Raw genomic sequence first — 12932 nt, 5'->3', positions numbered from 1 at the left:
CAATATCAGACCGTGCGCTCCAGGACCACCTCCGTCTGCGACAGAAGCTCGCGCACGGCATCGACGACCGCGCCCACTTCGAGGCGCCAGACGCAGCATGCCCTGCTCGGATTGGTCCGGCGACACAGGTCGCCGCCCACACAGTCGCAGGGCATGGAGGGGCGCAGCGAAATGCTGGGCGAACCAACCGGCGCCCACCGGATCGGGTTGGTCAGGCCAAACAGACCAACCACCGGCGTGCCGGTTGCCGCCGCCATGTGCATCGGGCCGCTTTCGTTGCCGAGGAACAGCCGTGCCTCCTTGAGCAGCGCCAGCAACGTTTCGAGCGAAAGCGCGCCTACCAGGTTGACGACCGGCGTTCTCACCAGAGACATGATTTTGTCGTTCGCCTCGGCCTCGTCGGGACCGCCGACCAGAACGGCCGGAAGACCGGTTTCGGCCGACATGATGTCGATGGCCTCGGCAAAGCGCTCGGGCAGCCAACGGCGCCCCGGGAAGCTTGCGCCGGCATGCACCACCAGGAAGGCATTGCGCTGGAGACCGGATTTGTCCAGCAAGGCCAGGGCTCGCGCGGTTTCGGGCAGCAGCGGCTGGATTGAGGGAGCCCTGACGCGCAGTTCCACGCCGAGCGCCTCCAACGGCGAAAGATAGCGATAAATAAAATGCTTTTCGCCGTAGCCGAACGGCTTGGCCCGGACATTGGCGGGCTGGGGCTCGAACCAGCGCAACCGCCGTTCGGACGGATAGTAGCCGACCCGGATCTTCGCGTTGACGGCCTTGGCGACGAAATGCGACGTCCTTGAATCGGCCAGGTCGATGATCATATCGAAGCCGAACCGGCGCAGTTCGCGCAACACCCGCCAGAGTTCCAGGCCGCGCTGCAATATCGTGCCGCGCGCGTTGGCGCGCTTGTAGGCGACGGCCTCCGAGGCAATGCCGTGAGCTGTCAGGAAGCCAGCGAAAAGCGCTTCGCAAAGGAAAACGATCCTGACACCCGGATACTCAAGCTGCAGGTTCTTCACAAGCGCGGAGGCAAGAACGAGATCGCCCAGGTACTTCGTCTGCAGGATCAGGATCGAGCGGATTGGTCCAGAGCCAACCTGCAACATCTTTGGCCGGGTACCGGGCGGATCGGATTCCGCGAAACTGGGCTTGGATGTCGACATGTGGAACCATCACGCGTATGTGCACGCGATCTCATATACATGACGATCAGGCCCTGAGCCATAACGACTCTTTGCGCGTCGCCAAAGGGGTCGAGGCGGCCGACAGGCGGGCACAGAATCGGGTGAGTGCCAGACCGCGGCATCCAGAACCATCTCGGAGCGCGCCAACAATTCGAGCACCGCGTCCACCACCGGATCGACCTCCAGGCGCCGGACGCAGCACGCCTTGCTCGGGTCGGTCCGCCGGCACAGATCGCCGCCGACACAGTCGCAAGGCATGGACGGGCGCAGCGAAGCGCTAGGCACGCCGACCGGCGCCCAGCGGATCGGGTTGGTCAAGCCGAACAAGCCGACGACCGGCGCGCCGGCAGCGGCAGCCATATGCATCGGGCCGCTTTCGTTGCCGAGAAACAGCCGCGCCTCCTTGAGCAGCGCCAGCAGTGTTTCCAGGCGCAGCGCACCCGTCAGGTTGACGACGGGCGTCTTCGCCGCGGCGATGACCGCGTCGGTCGCTTCGTTTTCGTCCGGGCCGCCGACCAGAACCACGCGCAGGCCGGTTTCGCCGACGATCCTGTCGATGGCCTCGGCAAAGCGCTCCGGCTGCCAGCGGCGGCCGACGAAGCTTGCTCCGGCATGAACCGCGACAAAGCCGTTCGGCTGGATGTGGTGCCTGGCCAGCAATGCCAGGGCGCGCGCCGTCTCGAAGGCCAGCGGCCGAATGGCCGGCACGCTGACGCGCAGGTCGACGCCAAGCGCCTCCAACGGGGACAGATAGCGGTAGAGATGGTGCTTTTCGCCGAATCCGTAGGGCTTCATCCTGACATTGGCCGGCTGGCGCTCATACCAGCGCAGACGCCGCTCCGACGGAAAATAACCGACCCTGAGCGGCGCATTGACCAGTCCGGAAACGATCCGCGAGGTTTTGGAATCGGTGATGTCGATGGTCATGTCGAAGCGGTGCCGCCGCAACGTGCGCACCATGCGGAACAGCTCGCGTCCCCGCTCGAGCGGCGAGCCACGCATCCTGGCGCGGCTGAACGGGACGACTTCCGAGGCAATGCCGTGAGCCGTCAGGAAGCCGGCGAAATGCGCTTCGCAAAGAAACACGATCCTGACGCCCGGGTATTCGAGCTGCAGGTTCTTCGCCAGCGCCGAGGCAAGCACGATGTCGCCGATGAACTTGGTCTGCAGCATCAGGATCGACCGGTAGGTCGTGGGGGAAATCTGCAACATGAGTTTCTGGCACCGAGCAATTCGGAACCAGAAACTGGCCGGCAACGATGTCGAGATTCGGAACCGTGACGCGCACGTTCGCGTGACATTCCATACAAAACCGTAAGGCGGCTGCACGCGCCGTTCAGGCGCGCTTTGCCCTGCCCTTGGCAGCCGCCACGGCGGCTTGCGCCGCGGCCAGCCTGGCGATCGGTACGCGATAGGGCGAGCACGACACATAGTCCAGGCCGACCTCCTCGCAAAAGCGGATCGATGCCGGGTCGCCGCCATGTTCGCCGCAGATGCCGAGCTTGATGTCGGGCCGCGTCGCCTTGCCCTTCTCGGCGGCGATGCGCACCAGTTCGCCGACGCCGTCGATGTCGAGCGACACGAACGGATCCTGCTCGATGATGCCTTTCTGCCTATAGGTTTCGAGGAAGGACGCGGCGTCGTCGCGCGATATGCCGAAGGTCGTCTGGGTCAGATCGTTGGTGCCGAAGGAGAAGAATTCGGCCTTTTCAGCAATGACATGGGCGCGAATTGCCGCGCGCGGCAATTCGATCATCGTGCCGGTCAGGTAGTCGATCTTGGTGCCGGTCTCCTGCATGACGCTTTGCGCCACCGCGTCGATGCGCGCCTTGACATATTCCAGCTCCTTCACGAGGCCGACCAGCGGCACCATGATTTCCGGCACCACCAGCGCGCCGGCCTTGCGGCCGGCCTCGACCGCCGCTTCGAAGATGGCGCGCGCCTGCATCTCGGCGATCTCCGGATAGGAGACGGCGAGCCGGCAGCCGCGATGGCCGAGCATCGGGTTGAACTCGTGCAGCGCCTCGGTGCGCTGGCGGAGCTTGTCGGCCGAAACGTTCATGGCGGCCGCCACCTCGGCGACCTCGGCCTCGGTCTTCGGCAGGAATTCATGCAGCGGCGGGTCGAGCAGCCGGATCGTCACCGGCAGGCCGGCCATGATCTCGAACAGTTCGAGGAAGTCCGAACGCTGCATCGGCAGCAGCTTGTCGAGGGCCGCGCGCCTGTCCTTCTCGGTGTCGGCCAGGATCATCTCGCGCATTGCGACGATGCGGGCCCCGTCGAAGAACATGTGCTCGGTGCGGCATAGGCCGATGCCTTCGGCGCCGAAGGAGCGCGCCATGCGCGCGTCGAGCGGGGTTTCGGCGTTGGTGCGCACCTTCATGCGGCGGGCGGCATCAGCCCATTCCATGATGGCGGCAAAATCGCCGGAGAGCTCGGGCTGCAGCATGGCGACCGCGCCTTTCAGCACCTGGCCGTTGCCGCCGTCGATGGTGATGATGTCGCCCTTGCGAAAGGTCTGGCCCATGGAGAGCAGCGTGCCGGCCTTGTAGTCGACACGCAGCGAGCCGGCGCCCGAGACGCAGGGCTTGCCCATGCCGCGCGCCACCACCGCGGCATGGCTGGTCATGCCGCCGCGCGTGGTGAGGATGCCTTCGGCGGCATGCATGCCGTGGATGTCCTCCGGGCTGGTCTCGATGCGCACCAGGATCACCTTGCGCCCTTGCGCCCTGGCGTCCTCGGCATCGCCGGACGAAAAGACGATCTCGCCCGTGGCGGCGCCCGGCGAGGCCGGCAAGCCCATGCCGATGACGTCGCGCGCGGCCTTCGGATCGATGGTCGGATGCAGCAGCTGGTCGAGCGAGGCCGCATCGATGCGGGCGACCGCCTCTTCCTTGGTGATCAGCCCGTCCTTCGCCATCTCGACCGCGATCTTCAGCGCCGCCTTGGCGGTGCGCTTGCCGGAGCGGGTCTGCAGCATCCACAATTTGCCGCGCTCGATAGTGAATTCGAGGTCCTGCATGTCGCGGTAGTGCTTTTCCAGCCGGTCGGAGATGTCGACGAAGGCCTGGAAGGCGTCGGGCATCAGCTTCTGCAGCGACGGCTTGTCGGAGCCGGCGGCGATGCGCGCCGCCTCGGTGATGTTCTGCGGCGTGCGGATGCCGGCCACCACGTCCTCGCCCTGCGCGTTGACCAGGAACTCGCCGTAAAGCTGCCTGTCGCCGGTCGAGGGATTGCGGGTGAAGGCGACGCCGGTGGCGGAGGTGTCGCCCATATTGCCGAACACCATGGCCTGGACGTTGACCGCCGTGCCCCAGCTTTCCGGAATATCGTGCAGGCGCCGATAGGTGATGGCGCGGTTGTTCATCCAGCTCGAGAACACGGCGCCGATCGCGCCCCAGAGCTGCTCCTGCGGATCCTGCGGGAACGGCTTGCCGAGCTCTTCCTCGACCTTGGCCTTGTAGAGCGAAATCACGCCCTGCCATTCCGCGGCCGTCAGCTCGGTGTCGAGCTCGTGACCGAGGCTCGCCTTCTCGTCTTCGAGGATTTCCTCGAACACTTCATGGTCGAGGCCCATGACGACGTCGGAATACATCTGGATGAAGCGGCGGTAGCTGTCATAGGCAAAGCGCGCGTCGCCGGAATCGGCGGCCAAAGCCTCGACCGTCTCGTCGTTGAGACCGAGATTGAGCACCGTATCCATCATCCCGGGCATGGAGGCGCGGGCACCGGAGCGCACGGAAACCAGGAGCAGCTTCGACGGATCGCCGAAGCGGCGGCCGGTGATCTGGCCGATATGGTCGAGCGCGGAGACGACAGCCGCCTCAAGCGCGCCGGGATAGGAGCGGCCATTGGCGTAATAGGCGTTGCAGACTTCGGTGGTGATGGTGAAACCGGGCGGCACCGGCAGCCCGAGGCTGCACATCTCGGCCAGATTGGCGCCCTTGCCGCCGAGAAGATTGCGGTCGCCGGCACGGCCTTCGGCGGCACCGTCGCCGAAGGTGTAAACCCACTTGGTCATGCTTGCCCTCCAGTTCGTGGAAGATAGAAACATCCGGACCTTGGCCCGGTTCCCCGCCTTCGCGGTCCGAGCGATAGGATGCTGCAGTGCGAAAGGCAAGGCACCGGCAAAGCAAGCACCGCCGCTAAAATCGATTAAGCAAACGCTGCGTCAAAAAGACTTGCCGACGGGTATGGCGCCATATAGAACATAACAGGAACATAGTGGAGTAGCGTGATGAAACTCAACGGAAAACTCGACTATCTGGAGCTGCCGGCGACAGGCGGCATCCTGGACAGCGTCAAATCCTTCTACAGCGCCGCCTTCTCATGGTCGTTCACTGATTACGGCCCGACCTATTCGGCCTTTGCCGAAGGGCTCGACGGCGGCTTCCAGGCCGATGCCGGCGAAGCGCCGGCCAAGCCGCTGCCGGTGCTTTACTCGGAAAATCTCGAAGAAACGCTGGACGCGGTGGAAAATGCCGGCGGCACCGTCGTCAAGCCGATCTTTTCCTTTCCCGGCGGCAGACGGTTTCATTTCACCGATCCGGCCGGCAACGAACTGGCGGTGTGGGGATATTAGGAAAAGCGCAGATTTCGAGGTATTTTTTGCTGTTGACAGCCCGGCTCACTCCAATAAGTAGCGGCGATCTTCCAACAGCAAAAGCAGACTGATGAAATTCGGGTCAAGCGGCGTTCGGGGTTTGGCTTCCGAATTGGTCGGAAGGCCAAGCGGACTTTACACTGAGGGTTTTGCCCGGCGCTTGCGGGCGACCGGATTTCAGCAGGGCGAGGTCTTCGTCGGACGTGACTTGCGCGACAGCAGTCCGGCAATTGCGCAGGACTGCATGGCGGCACTGGCCGCATCCGGCTTTGAGCCGGTCGATTGCGGCCCGATCCCCACACCGGCTCTCGCCTTTTACGCCCTCCGTCACGGCGGCGCGGCACTGATGGTGACCGGTTCGCATATTCCCGCCGACCGCAACGGCATCAAGTTCTATGGGCCGAAGGGCGAGATCGACAAGGCCGACGAGGCCGCGATCACCTCTTATGTCGCTGAACTGTCGGACCAATATCCCTGGCCGCCGGCCCATGCCGACCGGGAGACCGGCCATGAACAGGCGCTCGCGGCCTTTCGGGACCGTGTCGAAGCCATTCTGCCCCCTGGCGCCCTTTCCGGAATGAGGCTCGGCGTCTACCAGCACAGCACCGTTGCGGCGGGGCCGCTGGTCGAGGTGCTCAAATCCTACGGCGCCGAAGTCATCCCGGTCGGCAGGACCGAGGCTTTCGTGCCGGTCGATACGGAGGCCGTCAGCCAGGAAACGATGGCGAAGGCGAAAGACTGGGCGCGTGAATTCAAATTCGACGCCGTGCTCTCGGCCGATGCCGATGCCGATCGACCTCTCGTCATCGACGAAAATGGCGAACTGTTCCGCGGCGACCTGATCGGGCTGGCCACGGCCCTGTTCGTCAAGGCCGACACGGTGGTGACGCCGGTGACGTCGAACTCCGGCATTTCCGACGCTTTCGGCTTCAAGGTGGTGAGAACGAAGGTCGGCTCGCCCTTCGTCATAGCCGGCATGGAGGCCGCGCGGCCGGCCGGCGGCACGATCATCGGCTTCGAGGCCAATGGCGGGGTGCTGCTCGGATCGGACTGCCTCTTGAACGGCAAGATAGTGTCGGCGCTGCCGACGCGCGATTGCTTTTTGCCGATCCTGGCGGTGCTGGGCACCATGGCATCGACGGGAAAATCCCTGTCGGCCCTGCGCGAACTCTGGAAGCTTCCGGTCTGCGCCAGCGAGCGGCTCGAGAATTTCCCGGTCGAGACATCGCGCGGCCTGATGCATCAGCTGACCGATCGCGATGCCTTGCAGGCGTTTCTCGCGCCTTTCGGAACTGTCATCGACGTCGACGTCACCGACGGTCTCAGGGCGCGTATGGCGAGCGGCGAGATCGTCCATCTGCGGCCTTCGGGCAACGCTCCGGAGTTTCGTTGCTATGCCGAGGCCGCAAGCGGTGACAGGGCGGCGGCAATTGTGGCAATAGCGCTGGAACGGGCGCGGGACACGGGACTGGCAGACGAGCGAGAGGCCGTTCAATGAAAGTGGTTCCCGTCATCATCAGCGGCGGCGCCGGGTCGCGGCTGTGGCCGGCGTCCAGGCAATCGCACCCGAAACCTTTCCTCAAGGTCGCGGACGGGCGCTCTCTGATCCAGCACACTGTGCTCAGGGCCGTCTCGCTGAAGGACGTCGCCGAGCTCGTCGCGGTGACCTCCAGGGACCACCTCTTCCTGACGAAGGACGACTTCGACGAATTGTCGCCGGCAGTTCCGCCGCACACTTTCCTGCTCGAGCCGGAGGGGCGCGATACGGCCGCGGCGGTGGCGGCCGCCGTCGTCCACGCCAACGCAACCCAGGGCCCGGACGCAATTCTGTGCATTTTCCCGGCCGACCACATGATCGGCGACCTGCCCGCGTTCACGAATGTCATGGGCCGGGCCATCGAGCATGCGCGGCAAGGGCTGATCGCCACGCTCGGCATCCGGCCAAGCCGTCCTGATACCGCCTTCGGCTATATCGAAGCCGATGGCGAGAAGGTCATCCGTTTCGTGGAGAAACCGGACCTCGACACGGCCAAGGCTTACCTTGCGTCGGGACGCTTCTTCTGGAACGCCGGCATCTTCTGCTTCACGGCGCAGACCATGCTCGATGCGATGGCCGCGCATTGCCCTGCGGTGCTCGAGGCCGTTGCCGCGAGCTATGAGCACGGACATGCCAACAACAACGGGGCTTCCGACAGGGTCGAACTTTCGCCGGAGCATTTCGCGCTCGCGCCGCGCATCTCGCTCGATCATGCGGTGATGGAGAAGACGCGCAACCTCGCGGTGGTGCCCTGCGAGATGGCGTGGAACGACATCGGATCATGGAATGCGATGGCGGAGCTGACCCCGGCGGATGGCCACGGGAACAGGATCCGCGGGGATGTCCACACGGTGGACACGGCCGGCAGCTATATCAGCTCGGACAAGCGCGTCATCGGCACCGTCGGCGTGAGCGACCTGGTGATCGTGGATTCGCCTGACGCGCTGCTGGTAGCATCCCGCGACCGGGTCCAGGACGTCAAGAAACTGTTCGAGGGGCTGAAGGCCTCCGGGCATGAGGCGCATCTGCTCCACTCGACCGTGCACCGGCCATGGGGCACCTACACGGTTCTGGAGGAAGGCGACCGCTTCAAGATCAAGCGCATCGAAGTCAAGCCAGGGCGGCGGCTCAGCCTGCAAATGCACCATCACCGTTCGGAGCATTGGGTCGTGGTCTCCGGCTCGGCGAAAGTGGTCAACGGCGATGAGGAACTGTTCCTGGCGACGAACCAGTCGACCTACATTCCTTGCGGCCACAAGCACAGGCTGGAGAATCCAGGCAAGATCGACCTGGTGATCATCGAGGTTCAGAGCGGCGACTATCTCGGCGAGGATGACATAGTGCGCTTCGACGACGTATACGGTCGCGCGTAGCGATTCAGCGGTCCGCAGGGCTGGGGCGGGCAAATACAAACAGGGGCTTGGGGAGACATTATCAAAACATACTGAGAGCATTGATGACAAAGACAGCATTGATAACCGGCATTACCGGGCAGGACGGCGCTTATCTGGCTGAGCTCCTGCTCTCGAAGGGTTATGAGGTCCACGGGCTTGCGCGGCGGTCGAGCACGGCCGACGTCAACACCACCCGGCTGAAGTGGCTGGGCATCGAAAAAGACGTGCGGATCGTGGATGGCAACCTGACGGACCTGTCGGGCCTCACCCGAACCATGCGCGACATCAGGCCGGACGAGGTCTACAACCTTGCCGCTCAATCCTTCGTCAAATCCTCATGGCAGCAGCCGATCCTGACGGGCAACGTCACCGGCATCGGCGTCACCAACGTGCTCGAGGCGCTGCGGCTCGAAATCCCCTCGGCGCGCTTCTACCAGGCGTCTTCGTCGGAGATGTACGGCCTCATCCAGGAGCCGATGCAGTCGGAGACCACGCCTTTCCATCCCCGCTCGCCCTATGCGGTGGCCAAGATCTATGGTCACTGGATCACCGTCAACTACCGCGAAAGCTTCGGCCTGCACGCTTCGAGCGGCATCCTGTTCAATCACGAATCGCCGCTTCGCGGCATCGAATTCGTGACCCGCAAAGTCACGGACGCGGTCGCGCGCATCAAGAAGGGCCTGGCCAAGGAACTGCGGCTGGGCAACATCGACGCCAAGCGAGACTGGGGCCACTCGAAAGACTATGTGCGCGCCATGTGGCTGATGCTGCAGCAGGATCAGCCCGACGACTATGTGGTCGCCACCGGCAGGACGACGACGGTGCGCGACATGTGCAGGATCGCGTTCGAGCATGTCGGGCTGAAGGTGGATGATCACCTGGTCATCGACCCTGACCTGTTCAGGCCGGCGGAAGTCGAGATCCTGCTCGGCAATCCCGCCAAGGCTAAGGCGAAGCTCGGATGGGAAGCGACGATTTCGCTGGAAGAGATGATCCGCGAAATGGTGGATGCCGATCTCGTGCGCCACTCGGCGGCCAGGGGTTGAAGGGAAGCTCTTGCACTCACTGGTCGATGACTTGACGCACCGCGTTCCGCCATGCATCCGCATGCGGACAATGCGTCATGGTTAGCGAGGTCGGCATGCGGGTTTTGATCACCGGAGCGCGAGGGTTCGTCGGCCCCTATGTCTGCGAGGCGCTGCGCAACATTTGCGGCCACGACGTCGTCGTGGCCGCTACCTCCAAGGACGGCGGTCCGCATCCCGTGCTCGGCGAGGTCGACGCCTTGGACGTGACCGACAAGACTGCCGTCGAAGACGCCATTGCCCGTCATCGACCGACGCATGTCATTCACCTGGCGGCCGTCGCAGCGCTTGGCGCCGCCCAGGCTGACCCGCAAAACACCTGGCGCATTCATGTGCAAGGCGCGCTCAATGTCGCCCACGCCATCCTCGACAAGGCTCCGGACTGCTGGCTGATCCATGTCGGATCTGGCCTGGTCTATGGCGAAAGCGCGAAGGCCGGACGGCCGCTCGACGAAAGCACGCTGCTTGCTCCGATCGACGACTATGCCGTAACCAAGGCCGCGGCCGATCTTGCCCTGGGCGCGCTCGCACGCCATGGGTTGAAGTGTTTCCGCATGCGTCCCTTCAACCATACGGGACCGGGCCAGACAGAGGCATTCGCCGTGCCGGCCTTCGCCATGCAGATCGCGCGGATCGAAGCGGGCCTGGCCGCGCCGGTCATCCGCGTCGGCAATCTCGACGCAAGGCGCGATTTCCTCGACGCGCGCGACATCGCCAACGCCTATGCGCGCGTGGTCTCGGCCAGCAGCGGTCTTGCGCCGAACACCATTTTCAACGTCGCATCCGGCATTTCCTGGCGGATGGGCGACATTCTCGATCTCCTGCTGGCGCAAAGCAGCGCCAAGATCGTCACCGAGCAGGACCCCTTGCGGCTGCGGCCGAGCGATCTGCCATCCATCGTGGGCGACGCAACCCGCGCCCGGACCCAACTTGGCTGGGCGCCCGAGCATCCGTTCGAAGATACGCTTGCGGCGGTTCTGAGGGATTGCCGCGCACGTGTGGCCAAGGCGTGAGCAAGGCCACCCTTCCAACACCAACCGAGAGTACGGAAAATCATGACCGAGGTAAGATATCACGCCATCGAGGCCTGCCGTGTCGGCAAGGAAAAGGATCTCGTCTCTGTCCTCAATCTAGGTGAGCAGGCGCTCACGGGTGTGTTCCCGAAATCCGCGGCAGAGCCGGTGACAAAGGGACCGCTCGAACTGGTCTGGTCCCCCTCGAGCGGGCTTTTGCAGTTGAAGCACTCCTATGAGCCGAGCGAGATGTATGGCGACAATTACGGCTATCGCTCGGGCCTGAACCAGTCGATGGTCGATCACCTGACGCACAAGGTCCGGTTCCTGGAGCGGCTCGCTTCTCCGCGCGCCGGCGACGTCGTGCTCGATATCGGCAGCAACGACTGCACGACGCTCAAGGCCTATTCCATTGCCGGGCTGACGCGCGTGGGCATCGATCCGACGGCCAAGAAGTTCGCGCAGTATTATCCGGACGACGTGAAGCTGGTGCCGGACTTCTTCTCGGCCGAGGCCTATCGCGGCGCCAGCCAGAAGCGAGCGAAGATCGTGACGTCCATCGCCATGTTCTACGATCTTGAAGACCCCATCGCCTTCGCCCGTCAGGTGGCCGAGGTGCTCGCCGAGGACGGCATCTGGCATTTCGAACAGAGCTACATGCCGTCGATGCTGCGGCTGAACTCCTACGACACGATCTGTCACGAGCATGTCGAATATTATTCCCTGGGAGTCGTGGCGAAGATCCTGGAGGCGGCCGGGCTGAAGATCGTCAATGTCGTCATGAACAACATCAATGGCGGCAGCTTCGCCGTCACCGCGGCCCACAAAGCCAACCAAAGCGTCAAGCCCGATCGGGCGGTCATCGATTGGCTGCTCGAGCAGGAGGACCGCATGGGGCTGTCGACGCCGCGGCCGTTCCGCGACTTCGAGGAGCGCGTGTTCAGGCACCGGCAGGACCTGTCGCGCCTCATTCAGGCACTGGTCGCCGACGGCAAGAAGGTGCTGGGTTACGGCGCCTCCACCAAGGGCAATGTCGTCCTGCAATTTTGCAACTTCACCGCCGCCGAAATCCCGGCCATCGCCGAGGTCAACCCGGAAAAATTCGGCCGCATGACGCCGGGAACGCACATACCGATCATTTCCGAGGCGGAAGCGCGGGCGATGAAGCCGGACTATTTTCTGGTCCTGCCCTGGCATTTCAAAGACGGCATCCTGCGCCGCGAACGCGAATATCTCGCGGACGGCGGCAAGTTCATCTTCCCGTTCCCGGAGATCGAGATCATCTAAAGCGGCCTCGGGAAAAAAGCTTCGCCAACCGGCCGCCGGCAAATCAAATGGCCGCGTTATAGATTTCGCGGTCGATTTGCGTGAGGTCGTGCAGCTTCCGAAGGGCCGAGGGCGAGAGTTCCTCGACATCGGGCTGTTCGGAGGCGTTTGCCCGTGGCACCGCCTGAGCCTCAGGTGGAGGGACATTTGCCACCCTGGCCACTCGGGCCAGGAAATCATGGAGGCGGTCGGTGACCCCGACCACCGACATGCTTTTGAGCGCCGTTCTGGCGCCTTTCAACAATTCCGGCTTGAGCAGCGGCAGCGAGGTTTGCTCCAGTGCTTCCGACAGGACAGGCAGCGCGGGATCGGCCTCGGAATATCGCCTTGCCATAACGCTCAGGCTAAGCGGCAGCTTCATAAGGTACCGGGCCTGGTAATCCTCGATCATGACCCGATTGAGGTCGTCCATCACAAAGTCGGTGAAGGTCTGGCCCAGGACCCGAAGGTGGTGCGGGTGCTCGGGCGCGCGGCGAACATGCTGCCAATGCGAGCGCGTTCTGGCCACCGGCTCCCGCAGGACGGTGACCGTCACAAGATCGCGACCAAGATACTGCTCGAGATAGCTGTGAAAGTGACCCGCGAAAGCCTGGTAGTTGCGCAACATCTCCGGCGTCGACCTCACCAGATCGTCCGCGAGCCACGCAGGACAAAGGCGGTCGGCGTAGTGCGAATGCAGCCATGTCCTGACCGAGACGCCGGCCGTTTTAGGAATGTGCTGGAAATAAATCGGGCAGTCCCGCGCGCGGACCCGCCTGTCCTTCCAGTCCATGAGCCGCTTGACAGA

The 12932-nt window shown here is 63.8% G+C and carries 10 protein-coding genes; 6 read left to right on the top strand and 4 right to left on the bottom strand.

Going from position 1 to position 12932, the window contains the following annotated elements; genetic code table 11:
* Nucleotides 1-5: 5 nt before the first annotated feature.
* The 3 genes from KVT37_RS13860 to ppdK all read right to left on the bottom strand — a co-directional run bounded on the left by KVT37_RS13860 (nucleotide 6) and on the right by ppdK (nucleotide 5208).
* Nucleotides 6-1166 (bottom strand): glycosyltransferase family 9 protein, encoded by a 1161-nt coding sequence (locus KVT37_RS13860; protein WP_254634003.1) that lies wholly within the window; start codon nucleotides 1164-1166, stop codon nucleotides 6-8.
* A gap of 9 nt (nucleotides 1167-1175) precedes the next feature.
* On the bottom strand, nucleotides 1176-2399 hold the full coding sequence (locus KVT37_RS13855) for a glycosyltransferase family 9 protein (RefSeq protein WP_217573763.1): 1224 nt from the start codon (nucleotides 2397-2399) through the stop codon (nucleotides 1176-1178).
* Nucleotides 2400-2523: 124 nt separating this feature from the next.
* A complete protein-coding gene (gene ppdK / locus KVT37_RS13850; protein WP_217573760.1) occupies nucleotides 2524-5208 on the bottom strand; it encodes a pyruvate, phosphate dikinase in 2685 nt (894 codons plus the stop codon).
* A gap of 216 nt (nucleotides 5209-5424) precedes the next feature.
* Between ppdK and KVT37_RS13845 the strand changes: the two genes are divergently transcribed.
* The 6 genes from KVT37_RS13845 to KVT37_RS13820 all read left to right on the top strand — a co-directional run bounded on the left by KVT37_RS13845 (nucleotide 5425) and on the right by KVT37_RS13820 (nucleotide 12106).
* Nucleotides 5425-5769, top strand: coding sequence for a VOC family protein (locus tag KVT37_RS13845; protein ID WP_217573758.1), 345 nt, complete (start codon nucleotides 5425-5427; stop codon nucleotides 5767-5769).
* Between the two features lie 91 nt (nucleotides 5770-5860).
* Nucleotides 5861-7288, top strand: a complete 1428-nt coding sequence (locus tag KVT37_RS13840; protein WP_217573756.1) for a phosphomannomutase — start codon at nucleotides 5861-5863, stop codon at nucleotides 7286-7288.
* Nucleotides 7285-8700, top strand: a complete 1416-nt coding sequence (locus KVT37_RS13835; RefSeq protein ID WP_217573754.1) for a mannose-1-phosphate guanylyltransferase/mannose-6-phosphate isomerase — start codon at nucleotides 7285-7287, stop codon at nucleotides 8698-8700. The genes KVT37_RS13840 and KVT37_RS13835 overlap by 4 nt, the downstream gene beginning before the upstream one ends.
* An 83-nt stretch (nucleotides 8701-8783) precedes the next feature.
* Nucleotides 8784-9767, top strand: coding sequence for a GDP-mannose 4,6-dehydratase (gene gmd, locus KVT37_RS13830; RefSeq protein ID WP_217573752.1), 984 nt, complete (start codon nucleotides 8784-8786; stop codon nucleotides 9765-9767).
* A 77-nt stretch (nucleotides 9768-9844) separates the two neighbouring features.
* Nucleotides 9845-10819, top strand: a complete 975-nt coding sequence (locus KVT37_RS13825; RefSeq protein ID WP_217573750.1) for an NAD-dependent epimerase/dehydratase family protein — start codon at nucleotides 9845-9847, stop codon at nucleotides 10817-10819.
* Nucleotides 10820-10861: 42 nt separating this feature from the next.
* On the top strand, nucleotides 10862-12106 hold the full coding sequence (locus KVT37_RS13820) for a class I SAM-dependent methyltransferase (protein ID WP_217573748.1): 1245 nt from the start codon (nucleotides 10862-10864) through the stop codon (nucleotides 12104-12106).
* A 43-nt stretch (nucleotides 12107-12149) separates the two neighbouring features.
* Here the strand turns inward: KVT37_RS13820 and KVT37_RS13815 are convergent, their stop codons facing one another.
* Nucleotides 12150-12917 carry a sulfotransferase family 2 domain-containing protein gene (locus KVT37_RS13815; RefSeq protein ID WP_217573746.1) on the bottom strand — a complete coding sequence of 256 codons (768 nt, stop codon included), beginning with the start codon at nucleotides 12915-12917 and terminating at the stop codon, nucleotides 12150-12152.
* Nucleotides 12918-12932: the final 15 nt, after the last annotated feature.

Origin of the sequence: Mesorhizobium sp. GbtcB19 (assembly GCF_019091085.1) — a bacterium.
GTDB lineage: Bacteria > Pseudomonadota > Alphaproteobacteria > Rhizobiales > Rhizobiaceae > Mesorhizobium.
This window is presented reverse-complemented; position numbering and strand designations above follow the sequence as displayed.